Annotated in this window: 13 protein-coding genes; 12 read left to right on the top strand and 1 reads right to left on the bottom strand. The window is 63.9% G+C overall.

The window, feature by feature from the left end; translation table 11 throughout:
* Window positions 1–3: 3 nt before the first annotated feature.
* The gene (locus tag JQK88_RS14875) at window positions 4–300 is read right to left on the bottom strand and encodes a hypothetical protein (RefSeq protein WP_203278694.1); all 297 of its coding nucleotides are present in this window, start codon (window positions 298–300) and stop codon (window positions 4–6) included.
* Here JQK88_RS14875 and mraZ point away from each other — a divergent pair.
* From mraZ to murB, 12 genes are read left to right on the top strand one after another with little or no spacing between them, the layout of a single operon-like run.
* Window positions 299–757 (top strand): division/cell wall cluster transcriptional repressor MraZ, encoded by a 459-nt coding sequence (mraZ, locus tag JQK88_RS14870; RefSeq protein WP_203278693.1) that lies wholly within the window; start codon window positions 299–301, stop codon window positions 755–757. The two genes, JQK88_RS14875 and mraZ, sit on opposite strands and share 2 nt — an antisense overlap.
* A complete protein-coding gene (gene rsmH, locus JQK88_RS14865) occupies window positions 754–1,770 on the top strand; it encodes a 16S rRNA (cytosine(1402)-N(4))-methyltransferase RsmH (protein WP_192258452.1) in 1,017 nt (338 codons plus the stop codon). Before mraZ ends, rsmH begins: the two co-directional genes overlap by 4 nt.
* A 4-nt stretch (window positions 1,771–1,774) precedes the next feature.
* On the top strand, window positions 1,775–2,167 hold the full coding sequence (gene ftsL, locus JQK88_RS14860; RefSeq protein ID WP_192258451.1) for a cell division protein FtsL: 393 nt from the start codon (window positions 1,775–1,777) through the stop codon (window positions 2,165–2,167).
* Between the two features lie 14 nt (window positions 2,168–2,181).
* Window positions 2,182–3,906: a peptidoglycan D,D-transpeptidase FtsI family protein gene (locus tag JQK88_RS14855; RefSeq protein WP_112560379.1), complete on the top strand. Its 1,725-nt coding sequence runs from the start codon at window positions 2,182–2,184 to the stop codon at window positions 3,904–3,906.
* 54 nt (window positions 3,907–3,960) lie between these two features.
* Entirely contained in the window at window positions 3,961–5,415 is a 1,455-nt protein-coding gene (locus JQK88_RS14850; RefSeq protein ID WP_203278692.1) for a UDP-N-acetylmuramoyl-L-alanyl-D-glutamate--2,6-diaminopimelate ligase, read from the top strand.
* Window positions 5,412–6,845 (top strand): UDP-N-acetylmuramoylalanyl-D-glutamyl-2,6-diaminopimelate--D-alanyl-D-alanine ligase, encoded by a 1,434-nt coding sequence (locus JQK88_RS14845; RefSeq protein ID WP_203278691.1) that lies wholly within the window; start codon window positions 5,412–5,414, stop codon window positions 6,843–6,845. The genes JQK88_RS14850 and JQK88_RS14845 overlap by 4 nt, the downstream gene beginning before the upstream one ends.
* Window positions 6,846–6,863: 18 nt before the next feature.
* Window positions 6,864–7,946, top strand: coding sequence for a phospho-N-acetylmuramoyl-pentapeptide-transferase (mraY, locus tag JQK88_RS14840; protein WP_112560382.1), 1,083 nt, complete (start codon window positions 6,864–6,866; stop codon window positions 7,944–7,946).
* Between the two features lie 8 nt (window positions 7,947–7,954).
* The gene (murD, locus tag JQK88_RS14835; protein ID WP_192258448.1) at window positions 7,955–9,355 is read left to right on the top strand and encodes a UDP-N-acetylmuramoyl-L-alanine--D-glutamate ligase; all 1,401 of its coding nucleotides are present in this window, start codon (window positions 7,955–7,957) and stop codon (window positions 9,353–9,355) included.
* The gene (gene ftsW / locus JQK88_RS14830) at window positions 9,355–10,506 is read left to right on the top strand and encodes a putative lipid II flippase FtsW (protein WP_112560384.1); all 1,152 of its coding nucleotides are present in this window, start codon (window positions 9,355–9,357) and stop codon (window positions 10,504–10,506) included. Before murD ends, ftsW begins: the two co-directional genes overlap by 1 nt.
* A 1-nt stretch (window position 10,507) precedes the next feature.
* Window positions 10,508–11,632: an undecaprenyldiphospho-muramoylpentapeptide beta-N-acetylglucosaminyltransferase gene (gene murG, locus JQK88_RS14825; RefSeq protein WP_203278690.1), complete on the top strand. Its 1,125-nt coding sequence runs from the start codon at window positions 10,508–10,510 to the stop codon at window positions 11,630–11,632.
* Window positions 11,632–13,038, top strand: a complete 1,407-nt coding sequence (gene murC, locus JQK88_RS14820) for a UDP-N-acetylmuramate--L-alanine ligase (protein WP_203278689.1) — start codon at window positions 11,632–11,634, stop codon at window positions 13,036–13,038. The genes murG and murC overlap by 1 nt, the downstream gene beginning before the upstream one ends.
* A complete protein-coding gene (gene murB / locus JQK88_RS14815) occupies window positions 13,035–14,000 on the top strand; it encodes a UDP-N-acetylmuramate dehydrogenase (RefSeq protein ID WP_203278688.1) in 966 nt (321 codons plus the stop codon). Before murC ends, murB begins: the two co-directional genes overlap by 4 nt.
* The last annotated feature ends 258 nt before the right edge of the window (window positions 14,001–14,258 follow it).

Genomic DNA, 14,258 nt, shown 5'->3' with positions numbered 1-14,258 from the left:
GGCTTAATGGACGATAAAGACGGGAGCGTCGTCAAAGCTGCTCTCACCGGTTGTGGCGCGCGCGTTTGTGAAGCCTGATCCCGTTGACGCCCATAGTGCCCCATGATATCCCATTTCGACACCAAAGCCTTCGTTCCGCGTCAGGGTAAAGCGTACGCCAATCGGGCAGCCGCGGCGGCTGTGCGTTTGCAGGGTTTTGCCGTTGGGACCGAAGCAGATTTTCGGCAGGGGACGCGCCTCACTGGCGCGGACGAAAACATGGAGAGGGGTGCGGCGGCGGAAGCGGCTGTAGAGTGTCATGGACCGGTTTCTGTCAAGCGCGGTGAACAGGATCGATGCGAAGGGGCGGGTCTCCGTTCCGGCGCATTTCCGCGCGGTCGTGCAGAGACGCGGCTATTCGGAGCTCTACGCGCTGCGCGGCCTGGATGTCCCGGCGATGGATGTCGGCGGGCTCGACCTGCTCGACCGCTACGAGCAGCGCATCGCGCTGGAGGATCCTTTCCTGCAGACGGCGAACGACATGTCGTTCTTCTGCCATGGCGACGGGACGTTCCTGAAACTCGATCAGGACGGCCGCATCACGATGAGCGATTTCATCCGCGAGCACACGGGCATCTCGAGCGAAGTGGCTTTCGTCGGCCGCGGCAATTTCTTTCAAGTTTGGGAACCCAGGCGGCTTGCCGCCTACGGGGCGCAGGCGCGCGCCCGGCTTTTGCAGCTTCGGCAGGGGACGAAGCCTGGGGAGCGACTGGAATGATGGCGGATCACGGCGATGATATCAGCGCCGTTGGCGGATCGGCCCGTCACATTCCGGTCCTCCTTGCCGAAGTGCTGGAAGCGCTCTCGCCCAAAGCTGGCGATGTGATCGTCGACGGTACCTTCGGCGCTGGCGGCTACACCAAGGCGATCCTGGCAAGCGGCGCCTCGGTGGTGGCGATCGATCGCGATCCGGACGCCATCGCCGCGGGGCGGAGCCTGGAGCAGCAATCCGGAGGCAGGCTGAGGCTGGTGCAGGCGCCGTTCTCGACGCTCGACGAGCAGGTCGAAAGCGCCGACGGCGTTGTGCTCGACATCGGCATTTCCTCCATGCAGGTCGACCAGGCCGAACGCGGCTTTTCGTTCCGCGCCGACGGGCCGCTCGACATGCGCATGGCACAGGCCGGCTTGAGCGCTGCCGATGTCGTTAATTCGTTCAAGACGGGCGATCTTGCCCGCATCTTCGGCTTCCTTGGCGAGGAGCGCAACGCCGGCCGTATCGCCCGCATGATCGAGAGCCGGCGCGAAAAACGCCCGTTCGAGCGCACGCTCGACCTTGCCGACGCCATCGAGACGCATATCGGTCGCGCGCCGAAGGACAAGATCCATCCGGCCACCCGCGTCTTCCAAGCGCTGCGCATTTTCGTCAATGACGAGCTTGGCGAACTGGCCAAGGCGCTGGTGGCGTCAGAGCGCGTGCTGAAGCCCGGCGGGCGGCTTGCCGTGGTGACGTTCCATTCGCTGGAAGACCGCATCGTCAAGCGCTTCATCGCCGACCGCGCCGACGCGGTGACTGGCTCGCGCCATATGCCCGAGGCGCATGCACGCAGCGCCACCTTCCGCAAGGCCGGTGGCGGCGTGACGCCCGGCGACGCTGAAATAGCAGCCAATCCGCGGGCGCGCTCCGCCAGGCTTCGCGCTGCGATCCGCACCGAGGCGCCGGCGCGCGCCGGCGATCTTTCGATTTTCGGCCTTCCAAAGCTTCCAGGCATCCAGGCGCCGCGAGAGAGGTGAACAATTGTTTCGAACCAGCGACATAGTCCTGATCGCCGTCATGGTCTCGGCCGCGGCCCTGACCTACAAGGCCAAGCGCGAAGCCGAGGAACAACTGGCTTCGGTGCAGAAGATCGAGGCGCAGATCCGCTATGAGGAGGATACGATCGACCTGCTCAAGGCCGACTGGAGCCTGCTGACTCAGCCGTCGCGCCTGCAGAAGCTGGCTGAAACCTACAAATCGCAGCTCGCACTCGAGCCGGTCAATGCGCGGCAGATCGTCGGGATCGACGACCTTCCGGCAAAACCGCTCAACATCGAGGACCTGTCGTCGCAGCGGCTCGGCGGCATGGCCGATAATTCCGGCAAAGGACCAGCTGGCAAGGATCCCGTGGTGACCGGAGCCATCGTGCAATGACCGTCGGGTTTCCAATGAGCGTCAAGCTTCCGAAGATCGGTGGGTTGCTGAAGCGGCGCGCAAGGACCGGCGAGGACGGCTCGATCGTCGTCGAAGGCGCGCGCAAGGCGACCGGCGGCAAGGCCAAGACCCGCATCATCATGACGATGGCGGTGTTCTTCGGCATCTATTCCACCATCGCCGGACGGCTGGTCTATCTCGGTTTCCAGAACCCCGACATGTCGAACGGGCCGCAGAGCCGGGTGACGGCATCGCGGCCTGACATTGTCGACCGCAACGGCGAGGTGCTGGCGACCGACATCAAGACGGCATCGCTGTTTGCCGAGCCGCGCCGCATCGTCGATGCCGATGAGGCGATCGAAAAGCTGTCGACCATTCTGCCCGATATCGACCCCGAGCAGACCTACCACAAGCTGAAGAGCGGCGCCGGCTTCGTCTGGCTGCAGCGGCAGCTGACGCCCAAGCAGCAAGCCGACATCATGCAGCTCGGTATTCCAGGCATCGGCTTTCGCACCGAAAAGCGCCGCTTCTATCCGGCCGGCGTGACCTCATCCTACATTGTCGGCCTCACCAACATCGACAATCAGGGCATCTCCGGCATGGAGAAATACATCGATGAGCAGGGCTTAAGCGACTTGCAGGCCTCTGGCCTTGCGGTGGCGAAGGACCTGAAGCCGGTGCAGCTTTCGATCGATCTGCGCGTCCAGCATGTGGTGCGTGACGAGATCGCCGCCGGCCTCGAACGCTATCGCGCCATGGGCGCCGGCGCCGTTGTGCTCAACATCAAGACCGGTGAAGTGGTGGCCATGGCCTCGGTGCCGGATTTCGATCCGAACAATCCCTTTAATGCGCAAGACAAGGACCGGCTGAACCGCATGTCCGCCGGCCTCTACGAGATGGGCTCGACCTTCAAGAGCTTTACCTCGGCGATGGCGCTCGATTCCGGCAAGGCTAACATGAACAGCCGTTTCGACGCGTCGCATCCGATCCGTGTCGGCCATCAGGCCATCCACGATTTTCATGGCAAGAACCGCGTGCTGTCGCTGCCGGAAGTATTCCTTTATTCCTCCAACATCGGATCGGCCCGCGAGGCCGAGCTGGTCGGCATCGAGGGGCACCGCGAATTCCTGCATCGCCTCGGCCTTTTGGACAGGATGCAGACCGAACTGCCTGAGGTCGCACGCCCGACCGAGCCCAAGGTCTGGAAACAGGTCAACTCGTTCACCATCGCCTTCGGCCATGGCGTGTCTACGACACCGCTGCAGGCCGCGGTCGGCTGCGCGGCACTGATGCAGGGCTACCTGATCCAGCCGACATTCCTGGTCCGCAGCCAGCAGGAAGCCATGGCGGTGGCCAAGAGAGTGGTCAGCGAAAAGACCGTGGAGGGTATGCGCTACCTCTACACGCTCAATGCCGAGAAGGGCTCGGCCAGAAACGCCAGGGCCCCTGGCTACCGCGTTGGCGGCAAGACTGGAACGGCCGAGAAAGTCATCAATGGCCGCTACTCGAAGGAACTGAATTTCAACACCTTCGTCGCCGCTTTCCCGATGGACGATCCGCAATATCTGGTGTTTACGATTGCCGACGCTCCGCACCCGGAAAAGCCCGGAATGACCGACGTTGCCGCCAACAATGCGGGGGTTATGGCCGGCAATATCATCCGGCGGGCAGCGGCCATGCTTGGCGTGAAGCCAGATTTCAGCCATGAAAATGGTGCAACGCTGGTTTCCTATCAGTGATTCTTAGGGCGCGCCGGCAACTGCGCGCTATTTTGTTGCGATGAACGGGGTTCGATGCACCTGAAAGATTTAGCCGGTATCCTGCCTGTCGAGGGAACGTCTTCCCGCGATCTGGAGGTAACCGGGATTTCGTCGGATTCCCGCCAGGTCAAACCCGGCGTCGTCTTTTTCGCGCTCGCCGGCAGCAAGGCGGACGGCGCCGCCTATGCCGCCGATGCGGCAAAACGCGGCGCGGCGGCGGTTGTCGTGGGTAAGGCCAGCGCGATTGCCGGCCTGTCGGTTCCGGTGCTGAGCGTCGATGATCCGCGTCTGGCGCTGGCGCTGAGCGCCGCGCGCTTCTTCGGCAGGCAGCCTGAAACCATGGTCGCGGTGACCGGCACCGCGGGCAAGACATCGGTCGCCGCCTTCACCAGGCAGATCTGGGAGCAGGCCGGTTTTGCCGCCGCTTCGATCGGCACCACCGGCGTGGTGGCGCCGGGCCGCAACGAGTATGGATCGCTGACCACGCCCGATCCAGTGGCTTTGCACCAATTGCTCAGGGAATTGGCGGAGGCCGGCGTCACCCATGCCTCGATGGAGGCCTCCAGCCATGGTCTCGACCAGCGCCGCCTCGATGGCGTCAAGCTCGCCGCCGGTGGTTTCACCAATCTCGGCCGCGACCATATGGACTACCATCCGACGGTCGAGGACTATCACCGCGCAAAATTGCGCCTGTTCGATGCGTTGCTGCCGAAAGGCGCGCCGGCCATCATCTTCGCCGACGATCCGTGGTCTGCGCCGACAGTCAAGGCAGCGCAGACGGCCGGGCTCAAAGTGCTGACGGTCGGTCGCCACGGCGATTTCCTCAAGCTGAAGCGGGTCGAGCATGAGCGCCACCGCCAGCGTGCCGAGGTCGAAGCCGATGGTGTGCTCTACGAGATCGACCTGCCGCTCGCCGGCGACTTCCAGATCGCCAACGCCCTGGTTTCGGCCGGTTTGGCGATTTCCACTGGAACACCAGTCGCCAAGACCTTGATGGCATTGGAGAAACTCCAGGGGGCGCCAGGCCGGCTCGACCTTGTCGGCGCGACTACCAATGGTGCGCCGGTCTATGTCGACTATGCCCACAAGCCGGATGCGCTGGAAAATGTGCTGGCCGCTGTGCGCCCGTTCACCACCGGCCGCGTCATTGTCGTGTTCGGCTGCGGCGGCGACCGCGACCGGGGAAAAAGGCCGATCATGGGCGAGATCGCCACACGGCTTGCCGATGTCGTCATCGTCACCGATGACAATCCGCGTTCGGAAGTGCCGGAAACGATCCGCGCCGCAATCCTGGCGGCGGCGCCCGGCGCTATCGAGATCGGCGACCGCCGCAAGGCGATCCACGATGCCGTCGCCATGCTCAAGGCCGGCGACACGCTGATCGTTGCCGGCAAGGGTCACGAAGAAGGCCAGACCATCGGCGCCGAGACATTTCCTTTCTCAGACCATGAGGAAGTTCGCTCGGCGCTGCGGGAGCGGGCCGCATGAGCGTGCTCTGGACTGCCGATGCGCTGGTTGACGCCATGGGCGGACGGCCGCTCGGGCCAATGCCGGAGGGCATATCGGGGATCTCGATCGACAGCCGCAGCCTGCAGCCGGGCGACGCCTTCTTCGCCATCAAAGGCGAGACGATGGACGGCCATGATTTCGCGACCGCGGCGATCAAGGCCGGCGCCGGCGTTCTGGTTGTCGCCGAAGGCAAACTGCCATCGCTCGGGCGGCTGACGGCGCCGATGATCGTCGTGCAGGATGTGCTGGCGGCACTCGAAAAACTTGGCGTCGCCGCGCGCGAGCGTTCCAAGGCGAAGATCATCGCGGTGACCGGCTCTGCCGGCAAGACCACGACCAAGGAAGCGCTGCGCCATGTGCTGTCGGCCGTCGGCAAGGTGCATGCCTCGGCGCAATCCTTCAACAATCATTGGGGCGTGCCGCTGACGCTGGCGCGCATGCCGGACGATTGCGACTATGCGGTGTTCGAGATCGGCATGAACCATCCCGGCGAGATCCGGCCGCTGGTCAAGATGGTCCGGCCGCATGTCGCCATCGTCACGCTGATCGCCGCCGCACATCTCGGCTTCTTCAAAAATCTCGACGAGATCGCCAAGGCCAAGGCCGAGATTTTTGAAGGCATCGAGCCCGGTGGTGCTGCCTTGCTCAACCGCGACGATGGGCGCTGGAAGCTGCTCGACAAAATGGCGCGTGCCGCCGGCGTCGAACATGTCTTCGGCTTCGGCGAAAATGCCCGTTCGACCTACAAGCTCACCAAATGCGAGCTGCATGCCGATCATTCCGACATCACCGCAAGGATCGGCGGTCAGGACATCGTCGCCCGCATCGGCGCGCCCGGCCGCCACATGGTGCAGAATGTGCTCGCGGTTCTCGGCGCGGCGCATCTGGTTGAAGCCGACATCGGCAAGGTGGCGGAGGCGCTGGCCGATCTCTCTGCCGAGCGCGGCCGCGGCAAGCGCCACGTGCTGCGCCATCCCGGGGGACCGATCACGCTGATCGACGAGAGCTATAACGCCAATCCGGCGTCGATGAGTGCCGCCATGGCGCTGCTCAACGCGACACCAGTGTCGGGCGAGGGCCGCCGGATCGCCGTACTCGGCGACATGCTCGAGCTCGGCGAACATTCGGCAAAGCTGCATGCAGCCCTTGCCGATCTGATCGTCGGCACCGAAACACGCAAAGTCTTTCTCGGTGGCCCGGAGATGCGGGCGCTGGCCGATATCCTGCCCGACGAGATCGAAGCGGACTACCGCGCCGGCGCCGAGGATCTGAGGCCGGTATTGCTGTCGGCGCTGAAGCCGGGCGACGTGGTGATGATCAAATCGTCGAAAGGCATCGGGTTTTCAAAACTGGTCGATGCCTTGCTCGGCAAATTTCCGGCTGAAGCCGCAGGCACGAAACAGAACTAGTCCGGGGAACGGAATCGCATGTTTACATTGCTCGTCGATTTTGCGGACAAGATCTCGGTCTTCAATGTCTTCCGCTACATAACCTTCCGCACCGGCGGCGCGCTGATCACCTCGGCGCTGATCGTTTTCATCTTCGGACCGACCATCATCAATTCGCTCAGGCTCAGGCAAGGCAAGGGGCAGCCGATCCGCGCCGACGGGCCGCAGACGCATTTCAAGAAGGCCGGCACGCCGACCATGGGCGGGCTGATGATCCTGTGCGGCATCATTGGCTCGTCGCTTCTGTGGGCGAACCTCTCCAGCATCTATGTCTGGGTGGTGCTTCTGGTGACGCTGGGCTTTGGCTCGATCGGCTTCTACGACGACTATCTCAAGGTGACGAAGCAGTCGCATCTCGGCTTTTCCGGCAAGGCGCGGCTGGCGCTGGAATTCGTCATCGCCGGCATCGCTGCCTGGGTGATCATGCATAATGGCCAGGCGCCGTTCTCGTCGTCGCTGACCTTCCCCTTCGCCAAGGAATTCATCGTCAATCTCGGCTGGTTCTTCGTGCCGTTCTCCTGCTTCGTCATTGTCGGCGCCGGCAATGCGGTGAATTTGACCGACGGCCTCGACGGGCTGGCGATCGTGCCGATCATGATCGCGGCGGCCTCCTTCGGCGTCATCGCCTACCTCTCCGGCAATGCGGTGTTTGCCGAATATCTGCAGATCCATTTCGTGCCCGGCACCGGCGAGCTGGCCGTTGTGCTCGGCGCCGTCATCGGCGCCGGCCTCGGCTTCCTCTGGTTCAACGCGCCGCCGGCGGCGATCTTCATGGGCGACACCGGTTCGCTGGCCATGGGCGGCCTGATCGGCACGGTTGCGGTCGCCACCAAGCATGAGATCGTGCTGGTCATTGTCGGCGGATTGTTTGTCGTGGAAATCCTGTCGGTCATCATTCAGGTCGGTTACTTCAAGATGACCGGCAAGCGCGTCTTCCTGATGGCGCCGATCCACCATCATTTCGAAAAACTCGGCTGGACCGAAAGCCAGGTGGTGATCCGCTTCTGGATCATCGCCGTCATCCTGGCGCTGGTCGGCCTGTCGACCCTCAAGCTGAGATAGGAGCCCGCTTGATCCCCGCCGCATCCTTTTCGGGCAAACGCGTTTCGCTCTTCGGGCTCGGTGGCTCGGGGATCGCCACGGCGCGCGCGCTGATCGAGGGCGGGGCCGACGTTCTGGGCTGGGACGACAATCCCGACAGCGTCGCCAAGGCCGCCGGCCAGGGCATTGCTACCGCCGATCTGCGCGGCGCCGATTGGGCGAAATTCTCGGCCTTCGTGCTGTCGCCCGGCGTACCGCTGACCCATCCCAAGCCGCACTGGACGGTGGAACTGGCGCGCGGCGCCGGCGTCGAGGTAATCGGCGACATCGAGCTGTTCTGCCGCGAGCGGATCGCGCGGGCGCCCACGGCCCCCTTCATCGCCATCACCGGCACCAATGGCAAGTCGACGACGACGGCGCTGACCGCGCATATCCTGAAATCGGCAGGCCGCGACACGCAGATGGGCGGCAATATCGGCCGCGCCATCATGACCCTCGATCCGCCGCAGGCGGACCGGCACTATGTCGTCGAATGCTCGTCCTACCAGATCGACCTGGCGCCCTCGATCAATCCGACGGCCGGCATCCTGCTCAATCTGACGCCCGATCATCTCGACCGCCATGGCACCATGCAGCACTACGCTTCGATCAAGGAGCGGCTGGTCGCCGGCAGCGAGACCGCCATCGTCGGCGTCGACGATTCCTGGTGCGCGCAGATCGCCGACCGGCTGGAGCGGGCGGGCAGGCAGGTGATCCGCATCTCCAAGCGGCTGCCGCTGACCGATGGCTATTTCGCCGACGGCTCCAATCTGATGGAAGCCGTGCATGGCCGCTACAGCCGTGTCGCCTTCCTCGAAGGCATCGGTTCTCTGCGCGGCCAGCACAATGCGCAGAATGCGCTTGCCGCGGTGGCCTCCTGCCTCAAGGTGGGCTTAAGCCTCGGCGAGATACAGGCGGGGCTCGAGAGCTTCCCGGGCCTTGCGCATCGCATGGAGCAGGTCGGCCGCAAGGACCGCGTGCTGTTCGTCAACGATTCCAAGGCGACCAATGCCGATGCGGCGGCGCCGGCGCTGTCGAGTTTTCCGCGCATCTACTGGATCGCCGGCGGGCTGCCCAAGGAAGGCGGTATCGAGCCGCTGCGCGGGTTCTTCCCGCGTATCGCCAAGGCCTATCTGATCGGCGAGGCGGCGCCTGCTTTTTCGGCGACGCTGGGCGAAGCCGTGCCTTATGAAATCTCGGGCACGCTGGCCGCCGCGGTCGACCATGCCGCGAACGACGCGGCCAAGGATGACAGCGGCGAGGTGGTGGTGTTGCTGTCGCCGGCCTGTGCCAGTTTCGACCAGTTCAAGAATTTCGAAGTTCGCGGCGAAGCCTTCAGGCAAGCTGCGAATGCTATCGAGGGTGTGAAACCCATCGGAGGGGCACGATAATGCAAAGCCGTCTCGACAAAAGCCCGGTTGCAACCTGGTGGTGGACGATCGATCGCTGGTTCCTGGCGGCATTCCTGTCGCTGATGGGCTTAGGCATCGTGCTCTCCTTCGCGGCAAGCCCAGCGGTGGCCGAACGCATCGGCCTCGACAGTTTCCACTTTGCCACCAGGCAGATCATCTTCACCGTGCCGGCGCTCGGCGTGATGCTGGCGGTCTCATTCCTGGAATCGCGGCAGATTCGGCGCATGGCGTTGGTCATCCTGTGCATCATGCTGGTGCTGATGGTGGCGGTGCTCTACATCGGCGTCGAAGTGAAGGGCGCGCGGCGCTGGGTGTCGTTTGTCGGCATGTCGATCCAGCCGTCGGAATTTTTGAAACCTGCCTTTGTCATCGTCTGCGCGTGGCTGTTTGCCGAACACAAGCGCCAGCCTGACATTCCAGGCAATTTGTTCGCGATGCTGCTTTTGATCCTGGTCATCTCGCTTTTGGTGGCGCAGCCCGATCTTGGCCAGACCATGCTGGTGACCGGCACCTGGGGCGTCATGTTCTTCATGGCCGGCCTGCCATGGCTGTGGATCATCGCGCTTGGCGCCACCGGCGCCAGCGGCCTGTTTGCCGCCTATACGGTGTTCCCGCATGTCGCCGCCCGCATCGACAAGTTCCTGACCGGCGAAGGTGACACGTTCCAGGTCGATATGGGCCGCGAGGCGCTGATCAACGGCCACTGGTTCGGCGTCGGACCGGGCGAGGGCACGGTCAAGCGCGTTATCCCCGACGCGCATGCTGACTTCGTGTTTTCAGTCGCCGGCGAAGAGTTCGGGCTGATCATGTGCTTCTTCATCATGTCGATCTTCGCCTTCATCGTGCTGCGCGGCCTCAACACGGCGCTCAAAGAGCATGACGATTTCACCCGCTATGCCGTCGGCGGGCTGGTGACGGTGTTCGGCCTGCAGTCGGTCATCAACATGTGCGTCAATCTGCAGCTGATGCCGGCCAAGGGCATGACGCTGCCGTTCATCTCCTATGGCGGCTCCTCGCAGATCGCCATTGCCATCTCGATGGGCATGGTGCTGGCGCTGACGCGCAAGCGTCCGGAAAAGCGCAAGCAGATGGGCTTTGCCCTGTCGCAACGCGCTCTGCCGGCGGAGTGATATGGCGCGCGGTGTCATTCTTCTCGCGGCGGGCGGAACCGGTGGACATCTGTTTCCGGCCGAGGCGCTGGCGCATGAGTTGATCGAACGCGGCTGGAGCGTGCATCTGGCGACCGACGATCGCGCCGAGCGGTTTGCCGGCCATTTCCCGGCCGCCGCCATCCATCCGATCCAGTCGGCGACCATGGGCTCGAAAAACCCCGTCGCCTTGCTCGGCGCTTTCTGGAAAATCTGGCGCGGCGTGCGCCAGGCGTCCGCCGTCATCGGCAGGATCAAACCTGACGCGGTCGTCGGCTTCGGCGGTTATCCGACCCTGCCGCCGCTTTATGCGGCGACACGGCGCAAGGTGCCGACGCTGATCCACGAACAGAATGCGTTGATGGGCCGCGCCAACCGGGCGCTGTCCGGTCGCGTCGATGCCATTGCCGGCGGCTTCCTGTCGGAGGATGAAAGTGCTGCCGGCGCCAAGACGGTCATCACAGGCAATCCGGTCCGGCCGCGGATCCTGGAGGCGGCAAAGACGCCGTACACGACCTCCACTGGCGAGGAGCCGTTCCGCCTTCTGGTGTTCGGCGGCAGCCAGGGCGCGCAGTTCTTTTCCGACGTTATGCCGGCGGCCATCGCACTCCTGCCGGAGGCGCAGCGCAAGCGGCTGGTGATCACCCAGCAGGCCCGCGCCGACGACGTGGCGCGGGTGAAGGCTGGCTATTCGGCACTTGGCGTCCATGTCGAGGTCTCGCCCTTCTTCACCGATATGGCGCAGCGCATGGCCACCGCGCATCTGGTGATCTCGCGCTCCGGCGCCTCGACGGTCTCCGAGATTGCTGTCATCGGCCGGCCGGCGCTGCTGGTGCCTTATCCCCATGCGTTGGACCATGACCAGGCGGCGAATGCAGCCGCTCTTGCCGCAGCCGGCGGCGGCGAGGTGCATCCGCAATCGTCGCTGTCGCCCGAGCGCATCGCGGCGCTTGTTGGCGGGCTGATGGACAATCCCAAGCGGCTGGCGACTATGGCTGCCGGCGCAAAGTCAGCCGGCCGGCCGGACGCGGCACGGTTGCTCGCCGATCTCACAGAGGCTATTGCGTCCAGAAAACCCGTATCGGATTTCAGGAAGGGGACGCATTAATGAAGATGCCGCAAACCATCGGCCTTGTGCATTTCATCGGCATTGGCGGCATCGGCATGAGCGGCATCGCCGAAGTGCTGCACAATCTTGGCTACAAGGTGCAGGGCTCCGATCAGGCCGACAGCGCCAATGTGCAGCGGCTGCGCGACAAGGGCATCGAATGCTTCGTCGGCCACAAGGCCGAGAATATCGGTGCTGCCGAAGTGGTGGTGGTGTCGACCGCGATCAAGAAATCCAATCCGGAGTTGAAGGCCGCGCGCGAGAAGCTTTTGCCGATCGTGCGCCGCGCCGAGATGCTGGCCGAACTGATGCGCTTCCGCCAGGCCGTCGCCATCGGCGGCACGCATGGCAAGACGACGACCACCTCGATGGTGGCGACGCTGCTCGACGCCGGCGGGCTCGACCCGACGGTTATCAATGGCGGCATCATCAATGCCTATGGCACCAATGCCCGCATGGGCGATGGCGAATGGATGGTGGTCGAAGCCGACGAGAGCGACGGCACCTTCCTCAAGCTGCCGGCCGAAATTGCCGTCGTCACGAACATCGATCCCGAGCATCTCGACCACTATGGCAGCTTCGACAAGGTGCGCGAAGCCTTTCGCCAGTTCGTCGAGAACGTGCCGTTCTACGGCTTTGGCGTGATGTGCACCGACCACCCGGAGGTGCAGGCGCTGGTAAGCCGCATCGAGGACCGCCGCGTCATCACCTATGGCGAGAACGCGCAGGCCGATGTGCGCTTCACCAACCATCGCATCGCGGGCGCTGCCTCCGAGTTCGACGTGGTGATCCGCGACCGCAAAACCGGCAGCCAGACGACGATATCGGACCTGCGCCTGCCGATGCCCGGCCGCCACAATGTCTCCAACGCGACTGCGGCGATCGCGGTTGCGCATGAGCTCGGCCTGTCGGCCGATGAGATCAAGAAGGGGCTGTCGTCCTTCGCCGGCGTCAAGCGGCGCTTCACCCATACCGGCTCGTGGAACGGCGTCGAGATCTTCGATGATTACGGCCATCACCCGGTCGAGATCACAGCGGTGCTGAAAGCGGCGCGCAGCGCCACCAAGGGCCGCGTCATTGCCATTGCGCAGCCGCACCGCTTCACCCGCCTGCACGATCTGTTCGACGAATTCTCAGTCTGCTTCAACGACGCCGACACGGTGATGGTGGCCCCGGTCTATGCAGCGGGCGAAGAGCCGATCGACGGCGTGAGTTCGGAGGCGCTGGTGTCGCGCATCCGCTCCGGCGGTCACCGCGATGCGCGATATATCGACAGTGCCGCTGCCATCGCCCCCACCATCCGCGAACTGGCCAAGTCCGGCGACTTCGTTGTCTTCCTCGGCGCCGGTAACATCACCCAATGGGCCTATGCGCTGCCCAGGGAACTTGGCGGTGCGGTCTCATGATGCGCGGCCAGGATCTGATCGACAGACTTGGCGACCGGCTTGCCGGCCTGCGTGGTCGCATCACGCCCAATGCCGAGATGGACAAGATCACCTGGTTCCGCGCCGGAGGGCTGGCCGAGGTGCTGTTCCAGCCGGCCGACGAGGAAGACCTTGCCGCCTTCCTGCGCGCTGTGCCGGAGGAGATCCCGCTCACCGTCGTCGGCGTCGGCTCTAACCTCCTGGTGCGCGACGGCGGTATTCCGGGTTTCGTCATCAGGCTTTCGGCCAAGGGTTTTGGCGAAGCCGAGGTCATATCGCCGACCGGCATCAAGGCGGGTGCTGCGACGCCCGACAAACGCGTTGCGACCGTCGCCTATGAGGCCGGCATTGGCGGCTTTCATTTCTATCACGGCATTCCTGGCGCCGTCGGTGGCGCGCTGAGAATGAATGCCGGCGCCAATGGCGTTGAGACACGAGAGGTGGTCGTGGAGGTGCGGGCGCTCGACCGCAAGGGCAATCTGCACACGCTGAGCAATGAAGACATGGGCTATGCCTATCGTCACTCGGCAGCACCTGCCGGGCTGATCTTCACCTCCGCCATTTTCGAAGGCGTGCCGGAAGACAAGGCGGCGATCAAGGCGGCCATGGACGCCGTCCAGACGCATCGCGAGACGGTGCAGCCGATCCGCGAGAAGACCGGCGGCTCGACCTTCAAGAATCCGGAGGGCACCTCGGCCTGGAAGGAGATCGACAAGGCCGGCTGCCGCGGGCTGATGATCGGCGGCGCGCAGATGTCGCCGATGCACTGCAACTTCATGATCAACACCGGAACCGCGACCGGCTACGACCTCGAATATCTCGGCGAGACGGTGCGCGCCCGGGTGCTTGTAAATTCCGGCATAAGGCTGCAGTGGGAAATCAAGCGCCTCGGCAGTTTCCGCCCCGGCCACGCCGTTCAGGAATTCCTCGGACAACTCCTGTAGGCACCTTAGCCCAAGCTGAAGTTCATGTGATGCTTGAACTTCAAACGGTCTGAAACAACAGCGCGACCGTTGCCCGAAAGACTCAACCGCACGCTTTTTGCCGCCGTTTTCGCGGAAAGTGAATCTGTCGGAATCATAAGCACTTGCCAGCGAATCAACTCTCTGATTCTCTGCCCTAAAGCGTTTCCTGATTTGAGTCGTTCGACGCGTCGACCGCGTTTTCCGTCTGGGGGGCAACCTGCCGGGAGACTCGGACTC

The organism is Mesorhizobium caraganae (assembly GCF_016836705.1).
Classification (GTDB): Bacteria; Pseudomonadota; Alphaproteobacteria; order Rhizobiales; family Rhizobiaceae; genus Mesorhizobium; species Mesorhizobium caraganae.
The sequence above is the reverse complement of the archived record's forward strand: the minus strand, read 5'-3'. Positions and strand labels throughout refer to the sequence as shown.

Excerpts from the sequence above, each read along its gene's own strand:
- mraZ (WP_203278693.1), top strand. The coding sequence starts at position 299 with ATGGACCGGTTTCTGTCAAGCGCGGTGAACAGGATCGATGCGAAGGGG.
- JQK88_RS14875 (WP_203278694.1), bottom strand. The coding sequence starts at position 300 with ATGACACTCTACAGCCGCTTCCGCCGCCGCACCCCTCTCCATGTTTTC.
- rsmH (WP_192258452.1), top strand. The coding sequence starts at position 754 with ATGATGGCGGATCACGGCGATGATATCAGCGCCGTTGGCGGATCGGCC.
- JQK88_RS14855 (WP_112560379.1), top strand. The coding sequence starts at position 2,182 with ATGAGCGTCAAGCTTCCGAAGATCGGTGGGTTGCTGAAGCGGCGCGCA.
- JQK88_RS14850 (WP_203278692.1), top strand. The coding sequence starts at position 3,961 with ATGCACCTGAAAGATTTAGCCGGTATCCTGCCTGTCGAGGGAACGTCT.
- JQK88_RS14845 (WP_203278691.1), top strand. The coding sequence starts at position 5,412 with ATGAGCGTGCTCTGGACTGCCGATGCGCTGGTTGACGCCATGGGCGGA.
- mraY (WP_112560382.1), top strand. The coding sequence starts at position 6,864 with ATGTTTACATTGCTCGTCGATTTTGCGGACAAGATCTCGGTCTTCAAT.
- ftsW (WP_112560384.1), top strand. The coding sequence starts at position 9,355 with ATGCAAAGCCGTCTCGACAAAAGCCCGGTTGCAACCTGGTGGTGGACG.
- murG (WP_203278690.1), top strand. The coding sequence starts at position 10,508 with ATGGCGCGCGGTGTCATTCTTCTCGCGGCGGGCGGAACCGGTGGACAT.
- murC (WP_203278689.1), top strand. The coding sequence starts at position 11,632 with ATGAAGATGCCGCAAACCATCGGCCTTGTGCATTTCATCGGCATTGGC.
- murB (WP_203278688.1), top strand. The coding sequence starts at position 13,035 with ATGATGCGCGGCCAGGATCTGATCGACAGACTTGGCGACCGGCTTGCC.